Source organism: Gordonia sp. NPDC003504 (genome assembly GCF_053587995.1).
In genome coordinates this window covers 166034-181169 of sequence record NZ_JBSFPC010000007.1, presented here as the reverse complement: position 1 = coordinate 181169, position 15136 = coordinate 166034, and the positions used below count along the sequence as shown (strand labels likewise).

The following is a 15136-nucleotide window of genomic DNA, read 5'->3' as shown; positions in this document are numbered from 1 at the left end:
CGGTGCTCAGTACCGCGCCGAGAGCGCGTCGTCGGACACCCCGGCCACCGTCTCGGGCACCGTGGCCGCGTCCCGGTAGCTGCGGAGTTCGCGACGGGCGATGGCCCGCTTGTGCACCTCGTCCGGTCCGTCGGCCAGACGCAGGGTGCGGATGTGCGCGTAGGCCATGGCGAGCGGGAAGTCGTCGGTGACGCCCCCACCGCCGTGCACCTGGATGGCCCGGTCGATGATCTTGAGCGCCATGCTCGGTGCGGCGACCTTGATGGCGGCGATCTCGGTGGCCGCGGCCTTGTTGCCGACGGTGTCCATCATGTAGGCGGCCTTGAGCGTGAGCAGACGCACCATCTCGATGTCGATGCGCGCCTCGGCAATCCAATCCTGGATGTTGGCACGGTCGGCGATCGGACGACCGAAGGTGGTGCGTTCGGTGGCGCGCTTGCACATCAGTTCCAGGGCCCGTTCGGCCATGCCGATGGTCCGCATGCAGTGATGGATGCGGCCCGGACCCAGTCGTGCCTGCGCGATGGCAAATCCCTCGCCTTCGCCCTTGAGCACGTCGGTCGCCGGCACCCGGACACTGTCGAAGATCAACTCGCCGTGACTTTCCCGGTCGACGTAGCCGAAGACCGGCAGGTTGCGCACGATGGTGAGTCCGGGGGCATCCGATGGCACGACCATCATCGACTGCTGCCGGTGCGTCGGGGCACTCGGGTCGGTCTTGCCCATCACGATGAGCACCTTGCAGTCCGGGCGAACGGCGTTGGAGGCGAACCACTTCCGGCCGTTGAGTACGTACTCGTCGCCGTCGCGGACCATCTGCAGTTCGATGTTGGTGGCATCCGAGCTCGCCACCGCGGGCTCGGTCATGGCGAACGCCGATGCGATCTCGCCGTCGAGGAGGGGCTGCAGGTACTTCTTCTTGTGCTCGTCGGTGCCGAAGAGGGTGAGCACCTCCATGTTCCCGGTGTCGGGGGCGTTGCAGTTGAACACCTCCGACGCCCAGCCGACCCGGCCCATGATCTCGGCGAGGTGCGCGTACTCCAGATTGCTCAGCCCCGGCCCCTGTTCCGCGTGCGGATGGCCGTCATGATCGTTCCCGCTCGCACCGCTCCCGGCGAACCAGAGATTCCACAGGCCTTCGGCCTTTGCCTTCTGCTTCAGCTCGATCAGAATATCCGGTGTCGCATGGGGATTCGACGACTCGCGCATCTGCTGTTCATAGACCGCCTCGTTCGGATAGACGTAGGCGTCCATGAAGGCGAGCAGCTTCTGCCGGTACTCCTCGGCGCGCGGTGAGGGCTCGAACAAGGTCATTGTTCCTCCTGATAGAAAAAAGGGTTGAGGTGTGGGGCCGGCGATCTCACGAATCGGCGGTCGCGAGCAGCGACTGCTGGAAGCGGCGCATTCCGCGCAGCCACCGGTCATAGTCGGATCCCTTGTGCCGGTACATCTCCAGTACCTCCGGATGCGGCAGGATCAGGAAGTGCTCGGCAACGATGGCGGCCAGTACGACGTCGGCGACGTCGTCGGCGTCGAGGACCGCACCGGCGGTCTCCACGGCGCGCTGCATGAGGCGTTCCCCGGGGTCGTCGCCGCCGGCGTCGGGCCGTAGGAGTTTGGTGTCGACACCCATCGGGCACAGGCAGCTCACCCGGACACCGGCGTCACCGTAGGTGGCGCTGAGCCACTCGGCGAAACCGACCGCGGCGTGCTTGGTCACCGAGTACGTCGCCGATCCGAGCTGGGTCAGCAGGCCCGCGGCCGATGCGGTGCTGACGAAGTAGCCGCTGCCCCGCCCGGTCCATTCGGGGACGAGGCGCCGGGCGGCGCGGATGTGCGCCATCAGGTTGACGTCGATCACGGTGGCCCAGTCGGCGTCGGTGGCGTCGAGACCGGACTTGCCGCCGATGCCGGCGTTGGCAAAGTACATGTCGACCGGGCCGAACGACGCCTCGGCGGCGGCGATGGCCTCGTCGATGTGGGCGTCACTGGCGGCGTCCCCGGAAACCGCGATCGCCGATCCGCCGTCGGCCGTGATCGCGGCGGCGGTGGCCGCGACCGCGTCGGCATCGAGATCGGTGACCACCACGCGCGCACCGGCCCGGCTCAAGGCCTTCGCGATCGCTCCCCCGATACCGCCGCCCGCTCCGGTGACGATGGCGACTGTGTTCTGGATCTCCATGAATTGACCGTACTTGAACCCGGTTTCAAGTTCAAGCGAATTGGTTCACGTCGGCGCGGCTCCCTCGGAGAGTCCCGGTACTCACCCGATCATCTTGGCCATCGACGTCGAGTCCTCCCCGGATCGCCGCAGGATGAGTCCGGACAACGCGAGCACCACGAGGGTGAGGAGCAGCATGAGGGTCGACATCGCCGCGATCTCCGGGCGCAGCGCGACACGGACCGACGAGAAGATGTACACCGGCCACGGGGTGTAGCCCGGCTGCTGCACGAACGACGAGATCACCACGTCGTCGAGGCTGAAGGTGAAGGCCAGCATCATGCCGGCGAACACCCCCGGCATGGCGGCCGGTGCGATGACGTGCCGGAGTCGGGCGAGCGGCGACGCGTAGAGGTCGGCGGCGGCCTCCTCCAGCGACGGATCGAGCGCCGCGATGCGCGCCCGGACGATGAAGGTGACCACCACCATCGACACCACGGCATGCGAGATCACCAGGCGCACCAGGCCGTCGTTGAACGGCACGATGTTCCAGTCCACACCGAGCGTCACATACCAGGGCAGGAAGGCCACCGCGTCGGCGATGTCGGGCGTCACCAGCGTGACGGTCAGCAGACCGAGCAGACCGACCGACCACCACCGCGGCCGACGGGACGTCCCGATCGCGATGCCCGCAAAGGAACCCAGCACGGTGGCGAGCAGCGCCGAGAGCAACCCGACCTCGAGGGACACCTTCACCGACTGCAGGATCGTGTCATTCCCGATGGCGTCGGTGTAGGCGCTCAGCCCGAACCCCTCGAACGAGCTGAGCACCCGGCCGGTGTTGAACGAGTAGACGACGATCACCAGGATGGGCAGGCACAGGAAGAGGTACACCAACACCGCCCACACCTTCAGACAGATGCTGTACCAATCCGTCTGTGTGCGTAGCGGTGTCATCCGCAACGGGGCCAGCGGCGGCAGCGAGCCGGCGTCACCGTCCGGCGCGGGCAGCGTCACCGCGAACGGTCCCCGATCCAGCGCCACCGCGATCGCCTTGATGACCAGTCCGACGATCACCACACACGCCAGCACGACCAGCATGAGCGACACCGTCATCGCCGACCCCAGCGCCCAGTTCTGGGCGGTCTCGAACTGGGCGGCGATCATCTGACCGGCCATCGTGCCCTTGGCGCCACCGAGGACCGACGGGGTGACGTAGTCACCCATCAGCGGGATGAACACCAGCAACGCACCGGAGACGATGCCCGGGGACGCCAGTGGCAGGGTGATGCGGAAGAACGTGGTCACCCGGTTGGCGCCGAGATCGCGCCCGGCCTCACGCAACGACACCCCGGCCCGGTCCATCGCGACGAACAGCGGGAACACCATCAGCGGCAGGTAGTTGTAGACGACACCGATCTGCACCGCGGCGCGCGTGTAGAGGATGTCGAGTTCGCCGAGGCCGACGCTCTGCATCAGACCCGACAGCCAGCCCGACGGTGCCAGGGTGATCTGCCAGCCGATGGTGCGGACCAGGAAGTTGGTGAAGAACGGGATGATGATCAGGGCGAGGTAGATCGGACGTCGACGCGGATTCGATTTCACCGCAAGCCAATACGCGAACGGGATGCCCACCAGCAGCGAGATCACCACTCCGGTGACCGCGATGCCGAGGGTGTTGACGAAGGTCGAACGGTAATCCGCGCCGAAGGCCTCGGAGTAGCGGCCGAAACCCAATTGGTCGGTGGCGTAGGTGGTGAACTGATCGGGTTTGTAGCCGAAGCTGTACCAGATCACCAACGCCAGCGGGATCACGAAGAAGAAGACCAGATACGCCCAGGCCGGGAAGGTGAGGCCGCCCGCACCGAAGATCCGCTGCCGCAGCGGGGGTTTCGGGGTGGGGATCGACTCGGGCTCCGGTACGGCACGCCGGGGACCGTCCGGGGTCGTGAGGGTGGTACTCATCGGGCGCTCCTCGCCTGCATCTGGTTCAGGATCTCGGTCCGTTCCTGGGTGGCCGAGTCGACGTTGGCCGACACCAGCCGGTTGACCACCTCGTCGGGTGGGAACAGCAGATCCGGGAAGTCGAGGTCGGCCGCCCGGCCCTTCTCCGCGAGTCCTTTCACACCGGTCTGGTAACCGATGTATTCCATCTCGCGGAAGGAGACCTCCGGATCGAGCATGTAGTTGATGAATTCGTGTGCGGCGACCGGGTGTTGGGTGCCGCGCACGATGGAGAAGTTGTCCACGAACAGGTTTGCGGTGGGCAGCGGATAGACGAAGCCCCACGCGTCGGGGTCGTCCTCCTCCGACAAGGTCAGGCGCGCATCGCCGTTCCACGCCTGCAGCAGGGTGTAGGCACCGCCGGAGACCACCGAGGTGATCGACGAGTTGTATCCCTGCACCGTCGGCGCGAGCTCGTTGACCAGGAGTGCGCGCGCGGCGTCGAGGTCCTTCCGCTCGGTGGTGTTGGGGTCGATGTTCAATGCGCCCATGGCAATCGAGACGACCTCCCACGGGTCCTCGAGCACACTCACCTTGCCGCGCGCCGGGCCCTGGGCGAGTTCGATGAAGTCGCGCCAGGTGGTCGGCGTGGTGGAGGTGAGGTCCTTGCGGTACATGAAACCGGTGGTGCCCCAGTCCTTACACGCCCCGTACTTCGACTGCGGGTTCCATGACGGGTTGAAGAAGCGCTCCTCCAGATTCGCCAGGTTCGGGATACGGGAGTGGTCGAGCGGGTCGAGTAGTCCGTGCTCCACCATCTGCGGAATGTAGACACCGGTCGGCACTACCACGTCGTATCCCGAGGTGCCGCGTGCCGCAGCGAGTTTGGCGATCATCTCCTCGTTGGAGCCGAAGGAGTCGACCTGCAGGGTGAGCCCGACCTCGTCCTCGAAGGCCTCCAGATCGGCCGGGTCCTCGTAGTCGCCCCAGCTGTAGTAGTTGAGTCGGCCCTCGGTGGTGTCACCCATCGGCGCCGACCCGGCGACCTTGTGGCTGCCACCGCAGGCCGACACGGCCACTCCGGCGGCCGCCACGCCGATACCGGCCAGAAAACTGCGACGGCTGATCCGGGCCACACTCGCCTGCGGGACGAGTGCGTTGACGGTGCCCGGTTCTCTGTGAGATCGATTGCGGCCCTTCACTTGGCGTACACCCGGGTGTCGGCGGCGGCGAAGGTCGCGGTCACGTGCTGACCCTCGTGCAGCGGCGGGAAGTTGCGGGTCGCGCCGCGGACGAGGATCTCGGTGCCGGCGTCGGTGGTGACCACGACCTGGGTGAGGTCACCGAGGAAGGACACCCCGGAGGCCGTGCCCGACACCACATTGTCGGCCGCGTCGATGTCGGCCTGGCCCTCGGCGAACCAGATCGCCTCCGGGCGCACCGCCACCACCAGATCGCCGGTGAGGTTGTCGACGTCGCCGGAGGCGGCGAACGCACCGTCGGTGGTCTGTACCCGTCCGTCCACGTAGCCGCCCGTGACGTCAAAAAAGGTTTGTTTGCCGATGAAGTCGGCGACGAACCGGTTGGCCGGGGCCGCGTAGATCTCCTGCCCCTGGCCGACCTGGGCGATGTGACCTTCGCGCATCACCACGATGCGGTCGCTCATCGACAGCGCCTCCTCCTGATCGTGGGTGACGAAGATGAAGGTGGTGCCGAGTTCCTTCTGCAGGAGTTTGAGTTCGATCTGCATCTCTTCGCGGAGTTTGCGATCCAGCGCGCTCATCGGTTCGTCGAGGAGCAGGACGTCGGGCCGGTTGGCCAGTGCCCGCGCCAGCGCCACACGCTGCTGCTGACCACCCGACAGCATCGACGGTTTGCGGTCGGCGAAGCGGGTCATCTGCACCAGTTCGAGTGCGTCTGCGACGCGCCGGCCGATCTCTTTCTTGTGGACCTTGCGTTGGCGCAGCCCGAATCCGACGTTCTGGGCCACCGACATGTGCGGAAATAGGGCGTAGGACTGGAAGACGGTGTTCACCGGCCGCCGTTCCGGTGGCACGCCGATGATCGAGGCACCGTCGAGCAGGATGTCACCGGCGGTGGGTCGTTCGAAGCCGGCGAGCATGCGCAGCAGCGTCGTCTTGCCGCAGCCCGACGGCCCGAGGAGCGACACGAATTCGCCTGCGGCGACGTCGAGGTCGATGTCGGTGACGGCGACGTGCCCGTTGTCGTAGACCTTGGTGATCCCGCGCAGGCTGACCGCTCCGCGTGGTGCGGAGCCGTCCGCCGGGACGGTGTCCGGGCTGTGGGGGGCGTCGGGAAGTGCGGTCATGTATCGGGCCTTTCATGGACGATGACACCGTCGGCGACGACGAGGTCGGATCGGGTCTGCCAGAGCGAATCACTGGGCTCGGAGAACGGATTGCGGTCGGCGACGACGAGATCGGCGACGGCGCCGATCCGGATCATGCCGCTGCGGTCGCGGCGGTTGATCCAGGCGGAACCGCGGGTGTAGGCGCCGAGTGCGGTGGCCAGGTCCAGGGCCTCGCCGGGAAGCAGTGGTGGGTCGTCGGAGTCCGGTTCGACGCGGTTGACCGCCACCGAGATCGCCGCCCACGGGTCCGGCGTCGACACCGGCCAGTCACTGCCGGCGACCATCGTCGCGCCGGTGGCGGCCAGTGAGGCGAACGGATAGTGCCATTGGTAGCGGTCCGCGCCGATCGCGGGACGCACGAGCGCGGTCATCGAGTCGTCGTTGCATGCCCACAGCGCCTGCATGTTGACCGCGACGTCGAGGTGGACGAAGCGTTCGATGTCGTCGGGGCTGACGAGTTGGACATGTGCGATGTGGTGGCGACCGGTGGTGATGCCGTTGGCGCGCCGCGCGGCGGTCATCGCGTCGAGGGCAGCGGTGACCGCGGCGTCCCCGATGGCGTGGAAGTGGATGTCAAGTCCCGCGGCGTCGCAGGCGATTACGGTGGCGGTGAGGACCTTCTCATCGAAGTAGGCGAGTCCCGCTCCGACCGGATCTCCGCCGCCGCAGGTGCAGTACGGTGCCGACAACAGGGCCGTCTGGTTCTCGACGACCCCGTCGACCATGATCTTCACCGCCGGCATGCTCCAGCGGCGCCCGGCCGTGCGGTCGCGGCGGTTGACGAACTCGGCGACCACATCGTCGACGTCGCCGACGGTCGTGCCTCGCGGCAGCCAGGATGCTCCGACGACGCGCCCGGTGAGCCGTCCCGCGTCCTCGGCCGCCGCATAGGTGCGTGCGAGGTCGGTCATCCCCGGGTAGTCACCGACGATGGCCTCCTGCCAGCCGGTGACGCCCAGAGAATGCAGATAGCGCTGGGCGGTCGTCAGCCCCGCCGCCTGCTCGGCGTCGCCGGGTGGCGGGATCAGCGCCGACACCAGATCCATTGCACCCTCGTGCAGGGTGCCGGTGGGAGTGCCGGCGGTATCTCGTTCGATCCGGCCGTCGGGCGGGTCCGGGGTGTCCGCATCGATTCCGGCCAGGTGCAGGGCACGGGAGTTGACCCATGCGCCGTGGTGGTCGCGGTTCAGCAGAAAGGCAGGGCGGTCGGGCACCACCGCATCCAGTGCCGCGGCCGTCGGGCACCCGCGGTCGAAATGGCTCATCGACCACCCCGATCCGGCGATCCATTCGCCGTCATGACCGGCGGCGTAGGCGGCGACCGTCGCGACGGCACTCGAGGCGTCGACGGCGTCGGTCAGGTCGCAGGCGTTGCGGTCGATCCCCGCCGAGAGTGCATGGATATGGGCGTCGGTGAAGCCGGGATGCAGGAGTCGCCCGGCCAGGTCGATGTCTGCCGCGTCGGGAATGACCTCGCGCACTCGCCGCACGTCACCCAGGGCGATCACCCGTCCGTCGCGCACCCCGACGGCCAGGTCGGGGTACACGCGGCGACCGTCGAAGACCGGTCCCGAGTGGAATACGGTGTCCGGGAGAGCTCGTGACACGGGCGGACCGGGTCCTTCCTGTCGTGCATCCGATCCGATACCGCCCTTGCGGTCGAACTGGCGTAATCATCAGTCTGACTCGATGATCGTCACGGATTTCGTGGCAGCATGCCACATCGGCGACTGATTATTAATGTGCTCGCAACATTCGCTCGAATACGGTGATGGATATGCGCAACGGCGACGTGTCCTTCTGGCACACCACCCTCGACGAACTCCCCCGCCGATCGACCCTGCCCGGGAATCTCGATGTCGACATCGCGATCGTCGGCGGCGGGCTCACCGGGCTCTGGTCGGCCTACTACCTGGCCCGCACGCTGCCCGACGCCCGGATCGCCCTCCTCGAACGCGAGTTCTGCGGCTTCGGTGCGTCCGGACGCAATGGTGGCTGGTTGTCGGCCGAGGTGGCGGGCAATCGCGCGCGCTACGCCGCGATCGCCGAGTCGAGGGGCCGCGACGGCCTCGACGCGAACCGTCGGCTCACCGCGACGATGCGCGCCGGCGTCGACGAGGTCCTCGCCCGCATCGAGGAGGAGGGCATCGACTGCGACGCGGTGAAGTCCGGTGTGCTGCACATCGCGCGGTGCGCCGCCCAGGAGCGCAGGCTCGGCGACGACCTCGAGCACGAGCAGCGTTTCGGCGGGCAGTGGGATCTCCTCGACGCGGCGGCACTGCGCGACCGCCTGGCCATCCCCGGTGCCCGCGCCGCCATGTTCTCGACGCAGTGTGCGCGGGTGAATCCCGCCAAACTCACCGTCGGAGTGACCGCGGCGGTCGAACGCTCCGGCGTGGCGATCTTCGAGAACACGCGCGTGCTCGACATCGCGCCACGCCGGGTGTCCACCGATCACGGCACCGTCACCGCCGAGACCATCCTGGTGTGTCTCGAGGGTTTCACACCCACCATGCCCGGGTGGCGGCGTCGGCTGCTGCCGATGAACTCGTCGATGATCGTCACCGAGCCGCTGCCCGAACACGTCTGGGACGAGATCGGTTGGGCCGGGGAAGAATTGCTGGGCGAGACGGCGCACGCCTACACCTACTCCCAGCGCACCGCCGACGGCCGGATCGCGTTGGGCGGCCGGGGCGTCCCGTATCGATTCGGCTCCGGCGTCGACGATCACGGGCGCACCCAGCAGCGCACGGTCGATTCGCTGATCCGCGCGCTGCACGAGATGTTCCCGGCCACCCGCGACGTGGCGATCGCCCACGCGTGGTGCGGGGTGCTCGGGGTGAACCGGGACTGGTCGGCGACGATCGGCTACGACCCGATCACCGGGATCGGCTCGGCCAGTGGATATGTCGGTTCGGGACTGACCACCACCAATGTCGCCGGACGCACCCTGCGTGACCTCGTCGTCGGTGATCGGACGGAGCTGACCACGCTACCGTGGGTGGGTCACCATACGCGACGGTGGGAACCCGAACCGTTGCGCTGGCTCGGTGTCGCAACCATGTATGCCGCCTACCGCGGCGCCGATCGCAGAGAGCTCGCGAGCGCCTCACCGACGAACGATCTCGTTGCGCGCCTGGCGGATCGGGTGTCCGGGCGGGCGTGAGACCGCCATCAACGCACCGACCGAGCCATCCCATGGAGTCGAGGATGGCTCGGTCGGTGCGGGACGTCAGTATGCGGCGCCCGGCGCGAACTCCTCGAGCACCTCGGTCACCAGTGCGGCGATCGGCGACCGCTCGCTGCGGGTGAGGGTGATGTGGGCGAAGAGCGGATGGCCCTTGAGCTTCTCGATGACGGCGGCGACACCGTCATGCCGGCCGACGCGCAGGTTGTCACGCTGGGCGACGTCGTGGGTCAGTACGACGCGTGATCCGGAGCCGAGGCGGGAGAGCACCGTCAGCAGCACGTTGCGTTCCAGCGACTGCGCCTCGTCGACGATGACGAACGAATCGTGCAACGACCGTCCGCGAATGTGGGTGAGCGGCAACACTTCCAGCATGCCACGGGAGAGCACCTCTTCAATGACCTCGGTCGACGCCAGACCTTCGAGGGTGTCGAAGACGGCCTGCGCCCACGGCCCCATCTTCTCCGCCTCACCACCGGGCAGGTAGCCGAGCTGTTGTCCGCCAACGGCATACAGCGGACGGAAGACGACGACCTTACGCTGGGTGCGGCGTTCGAGGACCGCCTCGAGCCCGGCGCACAGTGCCAGTGCGGACTTACCGGTGCCGGCCTTACCGCCGAGCGAGACGATCCCCACGCTGTCGTCGAGCAGCAGGTCGAGGGCGACCCGCTGTTCGGCCGAACGACCATGCAGCCCAAAGGCTTCCCGGTCACCGCGGACGAGCTGGATCTGCTTGGCCTCGTTCACCCGGCCGAGAGCGCTCGACGATCCGTGGCCGACCAGCCGAACGCCGGTGTGGCACGGCAGTTCTCGGGCCTCGTCGATATCCACGACACCCTCGGCGAAGAGGGTGTCGATGGCCGGCGAATCGACCTCGAGTTCGGTCATCCCCGACCACCCGGAGACCACCACGTCCTGAGCGTGGTATTCGTCGGCGTCGAGTCCGACGGCGCCGGCCTTGACGCGCAGCGGGGTGTCCTTGGAGACCAACGTGACGTGTTTGCCCTCGGCCCGAAGATTCAGGGCGCATGCGAGAATCCGCGAATCGTTTGTCTCGGTGCGGAATCCCGACGGCAGGACGGCAGGATCGGTGTGATTGAGCTCCACCTGAAGGGTGCCGCCCGCCTCGCCGATCGGGAACGGGACGTCGAGGCGGCCGTGTTCGAGGCGGAGGTCGTCGAGGAGCCGCAAGGCCTCACGTGCGAACCAGCCGAGCTCGTGGTGGTGACGTTTGCCCTCGAGTTCGCCGATGACCACCAGTGGAAGAACCACATGGTGTTCGGCGAAACGCGTGACCGCCCAGGGATCAGAGAGCAGGACGGAGGTGTCGAGGACGTAGGTGCGTGTGGTCACGTGGGCTCCTACGTTTGTGCGGCGCCCGCACAAACCAGTTCAAGTGGGCCGGTCGGTTCTCGTGTCTTCGCCGGCGTCAGCCGATGAGGACGAGGACCGGGGCCGGCCCTCTCGCGCTGCTGTTGCAAACCACGAATCGAACCTCCCGGACGAACCGCTTCCCCGCGGCCCGTCACTGGTCAACGTACGCGGAATGGCGCGGCGCGGCGCGGCGGAAAGGGTGTGTCGGCGTGAATTTCGCGTTAACGGCGCTATCGTGGGTCCCAGTGACGTTCGGGGCCGCCACGCCGGTGAAATCCGTGTTCAGAGCGGGTTTCTCCCACCACGCACCACTTCTCACACCTTTCGGACCGCATCTGATTCGCTGGTGAACCGAGTGAAAAACACCACTGCCGGTCCCGCAGTGCGGAACCGGCAGTGGTGTTCGGTCGAACGTTGTGGGCGCGCCTGCTCGGGCTACCCGATCGCTCAGCGACCGGCGAGCGCGAGGATGCGCCCTCGCGCGGCCTCGGCGTCGTCACCCAGACCGTGCACGCTGTCGAGCTTGAGGGCATCGGCCAGGGATGCGGCGATCACGGCATGCGTCTGGTCGTTCTCGTACCCGGCGATCAGGGCGCGCTCGGCGTCGAAGTCGTCGATGTCGAAGCCGAGCGGCTCGACCGTCAGACGCGTGAGCGCCTTGTCGACGGCGATGACGGTGGCGTCCTGATCGGCCACCAGCGCTGCATTGAGGAAGTTCGCGAAGGTGGTCGCCTGCAACGCATCGTCACCGGAGATCTTGGCGAGGATCTGGCTGTACTTGTCGTCGGTGACCGCGGCCGCGTGCTTCTTGATGAACTGCACGCACTGGTACTCGTGCACCGCCATCAAAGCGAGGACGTCGAGCGGGCCGAGTTCGGCGACTGCCTGCGGGTTCTGCCGGTACCCCTTGGTGACGTGCTCGCGGCGACGTTCCTCGGAGTCGACCGGGTCGATGGCGCGGGTGACGACGAGGTAGTCGCGCAGCACGATGGCGTGCCGGTTGTCCTCGGCGGTCCAGACACCGACGAGCTGACGCCAGTCGGAGAAGGCCGGGAAGTACTTGGCCAGCACCCGGTGTAAGGACGGCAGATTGTCCTTGGTCAGCAGCAGCGCCAGGGCTCCGGCGCGGGCCTCGTCGGACAGCGTGCCCTGGGACGGATCCCAGTCGTCGCCGCCGAGGAAGGCGAAGTTGCGGCCGTCGTCCCACGGCACCCAATCGTGCGGGTTCCACGCGGTGGCGGCCGCCGCGTGGTCCTCGGCGATCTCGGGAAGCGCCTTCTCGAGCGCGATGATCAGGTCGTCTTCGGTGAGTGCGTTCATCGCGATACAGGATACGGATTGGTCACGGCTGTGGGCAATCCGGACATGGGGCGATCCGGTGATACTCGAGGACCGCCCCGGCTCCTGATCAGATGCGGCTCATCAGTCCCCAGGACTCGAGCCCGTCGTAGAGCGGGAAGTCCAACGCCAACTGCGACACCCGCGCGCGGAGTGCGGAGACGTCGGCGGAGGTGCCCGCGGCCAGCGCGGTGGCGATGATGTCGGCGACCTCGGTGAACTGCTCGTCGCCGAAACCGCGGGTGGCCAGTGCGGGCGTTCCGATCCGCAGACCGGAGGTGACCATCGGGGGGCGCGGGTCGAACGGTACGGCGTTGCGGTTGACGGTGATGCCGACGTCGTGGAGCAGATCTTCGGCCTGCTGGCCGTCGAGCGGGCTGTTGCGCAGGTCGACGAGCACCAGGTGCACATCGGTGCCGCCGGTCAGCACCGACACGCCGGCCTTGCTGACGTCCTCGCCGGTCAGGCGCTCGGCGAGGATCTTCGCGCCCGACAGTGTCCGACGCTGACGCTCGGCGAACTCCTCGGTGCCGGCGATCTTCAGTGCGACGGCCTTGCCTGCGATGACGTGCATGAGCGGTCCGCCCTGCTGCCCGGGGAATACCGCCGAGTTGAGCTTCTTGGCCCATTCCTGCTTGGCCAGGATGATGCCCGAACGCGGTCCGCCGAGTGTCTTGTGCACAGTGGAGGACACGATGTCGGAGGCGGGCACCGGGTTCGGATGCAGACCGGCGGCGACGAGACCGGCGAAGTGGGCCATGTCGGTCCACAGGTAGGCGCCCACCTCGTCGGCGATCGAGCGGAATGCGTCGAAGTCCAGGGTGCGGGGGTAGGCCGACCAGCCGGCGACGATCACCTTGGGGCGGGTGTCGAGGGCGATCTTGCGCACCTCGTCCATGTCGACGCGGAAGTCTTCCTTGCTGACTCCGTAAAAGGCGTTCTCGTAGAGCTTGCCGGAGAAGTTCAGCCGCATGCCGTGGGTGAGGTGACCGCCGTGGGCCAGATCGAGGCCGAGCAGAGTTTCGCCGGGGCTCATCAGCGCCATCAGGACCGCGGCGTTGGCCTGCGCGCCCGAGTGCGGCTGCACGTTGGCGAAGTCGGCACCGAACAGTGCCTTGGCACGGTCACGCGCGATGTCCTCGACGACGTCGACGTACTCGCAACCGCCGTAGTAACGGCGACCGGGATACCCCTCGGCGTACTTGTTGGTCAGGACGCTGCCCTGCGCCTGCAGGACCGCGCGCGGCACGAAATTCTCCGAGGCGATCATCTCCAGGGTGTCGCGCTGCCGGCTCAGCTCACCGTTCATCGCCGCGGCGACATCGGGGTCGAGGTCGGCCAGCGACATCGCGTTCACAGACTGTTCGGAGGTGACGTTGTCGGTCATGCCCGCAAGTCTATGGCCCGAGGTCCCCGTCGACGAAGTGGGTGCTCACCTGCCGTCGCCGGTCCGATGGCTGAGGCGTCAGGATTCACCGAGTTCGGCGCGCAGGGACGCCGGGATCAGCGGTTCGTCGAGGAGGCGACCGAACCGTGCGGCCCGGTCGGCGCCGGCGATGCCCGGTGCGGACGAGTCGAGCCAGCGCTGCAGCAACCGGTAGCCCTCCACATAGGTGGAGATGTAGGCCCGCCACAGCGGCGAGGTGAGGAAACGCAGCATCTGCCGGGCCCGGGGTTCGGGGGCCAGGAGCCACTGCTGCAGGAATGCCGCGACCGTGTCGGCGTCGGCATGCTGATCGTGCAGGAGCAGGGCGGCGTCCTGCCGCACGCCGAGCAGGCCGGCGGTGGCGCGCGAAACCCGTTGGGCGCGTTCGCCGTCGAAGCGGAGTCCGAGGTCGGCGTAGATCTCGGCGGCCCAGCTCCCCCACTCCGGACCGATGATCGCGCCGAGCGCGTGGTCGGCGAGCCCCTCGGCCATCAGACACTGCGGGGTGTTCACCAGGAAGATCGTCTGCTCGGTCTGGCCGCCGCCGACGAGGCGTTGTTCCTTGCGGCAGTGCTCGGTGTGGTGGCCCGGGTACGCCTCGTGGGCGATGAGGTGGGGCAGGTTCGACATGTGCTGGGTCAGGTCGACGTTGATTGCCACGCGCGACCGGTAGCCGCCGAGGTAGTAGTTGAAGCCCGACCACGGCTTGTCGGTGACGACCTCGAATTCGACGATCTCGGAGTCCGGCAACGGGTATGCCTCCCGCACCTTCTCGCGCAGCGCGCCACTGAATTCCCGAACGCATTCGTCGACGCGATCGGCGGGGATCTCGTCGGCGCGGCGATAGGCGGCGTAGGCGTCGGTCAGTTGCGCTCCGGTCGCACCCTCGACGCCCAGCGCGGCGGCGAGGTCACGGTGCCCCGCCCGATAGTCGTCGGTGTCGCCGAGGGCGATGTCCACGTCGAAGTAGGCACGTACCTCGTCGATGAAACCGATGTCCTCACCGGCGAACTTGCGCGCCGAACATTCCAGCGCCCGCAGGTGCGCGGCGATGAACGCGGCGCGATCGTCGTCGAGATCGCCGGGGAGATCGGCGAGCAGGCCGCGGGCGGTGTCGGCGAGGCGGGACGGTTCGGGTGCGGCGGCGGCCTGAACCTCGGCGCGCAGTGCGGGATCTCCGGTGAACGCGTCGACGAATCCTTCCTCGAGTCGATCAAAGGCGAGCCCGAGCCGGAGGTAGTCGGTGACGAACGTCGACTCGGCAGAGGCGACCGTCTCCCCGTGGGAACGTGGCATGACTCCGAAGGCTACCGATGGCCGGCAGGTTGCGCCCGG

11 protein-coding genes are annotated in these 15136 nt (G+C 67.6%); 1 reads left to right on the top strand and 10 read right to left on the bottom strand.

The features are described from left to right. Positions 1-6: 6 nt before the first annotated feature. The 6 genes from ACWDPV_RS14940 to ACWDPV_RS14915 all read right to left on the bottom strand — a co-directional run bounded on the left by ACWDPV_RS14940 (position 7) and on the right by ACWDPV_RS14915 (position 8083). Positions 7-1314 carry an acyl-CoA dehydrogenase family protein gene (locus tag ACWDPV_RS14940; RefSeq protein WP_348808588.1) on the bottom strand — a complete coding sequence of 436 codons (1308 nt, stop codon included), beginning with the start codon at positions 1312-1314 and terminating at the stop codon, positions 7-9. Positions 1315-1360: 46 nt separating this feature from the next. Continuing rightward, a complete protein-coding gene (locus ACWDPV_RS14935; RefSeq protein WP_449743615.1) occupies positions 1361-2182 on the bottom strand; it encodes an SDR family oxidoreductase in 822 nt (273 codons plus the stop codon). Between the two features lie 81 nt (positions 2183-2263). Next, complete coding sequence (locus ACWDPV_RS14930; RefSeq protein WP_449743614.1) at positions 2264-4126, bottom strand: ABC transporter permease subunit; 1863 nt, start codon at positions 4124-4126, stop codon at positions 2264-2266. Next, entirely contained in the window at positions 4123-5241 is a 1119-nt protein-coding gene (locus tag ACWDPV_RS14925; RefSeq protein ID WP_449743613.1) for a polyamine ABC transporter substrate-binding protein, read from the bottom strand. The genes ACWDPV_RS14930 and ACWDPV_RS14925 overlap by 4 nt, the downstream gene beginning before the upstream one ends. Before the next feature lie 62 nt (positions 5242-5303). Continuing rightward, entirely contained in the window at positions 5304-6434 is a 1131-nt protein-coding gene (locus ACWDPV_RS14920; protein ID WP_449743612.1) for an ABC transporter ATP-binding protein, read from the bottom strand. Further along, entirely contained in the window at positions 6431-8083 is a 1653-nt protein-coding gene (locus ACWDPV_RS14915) for an amidohydrolase (RefSeq protein WP_449743611.1), read from the bottom strand. Before ACWDPV_RS14915 ends, ACWDPV_RS14920 begins: the two co-directional genes overlap by 4 nt. A gap of 170 nt (positions 8084-8253) precedes the next feature. Between ACWDPV_RS14915 and ACWDPV_RS14910 the strand changes: the two genes are divergently transcribed. Further along, on the top strand, positions 8254-9642 hold the full coding sequence (locus ACWDPV_RS14910; protein WP_449743610.1) for an NAD(P)/FAD-dependent oxidoreductase: 1389 nt from the start codon (positions 8254-8256) through the stop codon (positions 9640-9642). A gap of 66 nt (positions 9643-9708) precedes the next feature. Here the strand turns inward: ACWDPV_RS14910 and ACWDPV_RS14905 are convergent, their stop codons facing one another. The 4 genes from ACWDPV_RS14905 to ACWDPV_RS14890 form a co-directional block, all read right to left on the bottom strand. Then, positions 9709-11016, bottom strand: coding sequence for a PhoH family protein (locus ACWDPV_RS14905; RefSeq protein ID WP_449743609.1), 1308 nt, complete (start codon positions 11014-11016; stop codon positions 9709-9711). Positions 11017-11484: 468 nt separating this feature from the next. After that, entirely contained in the window at positions 11485-12357 is an 873-nt protein-coding gene (locus ACWDPV_RS14900; protein ID WP_449743608.1) for an acyl-ACP desaturase, read from the bottom strand. A gap of 88 nt (positions 12358-12445) precedes the next feature. After that, on the bottom strand, positions 12446-13723 hold the full coding sequence (gene glyA, locus ACWDPV_RS14895) for a serine hydroxymethyltransferase (RefSeq protein WP_449743693.1): 1278 nt from the start codon (positions 13721-13723) through the stop codon (positions 12446-12448). 117 nt (positions 13724-13840) lie between these two features. Next, a complete protein-coding gene (locus tag ACWDPV_RS14890) occupies positions 13841-15097 on the bottom strand; it encodes a DUF885 domain-containing protein (protein ID WP_449743607.1) in 1257 nt (418 codons plus the stop codon). Positions 15098-15136: the final 39 nt, after the last annotated feature.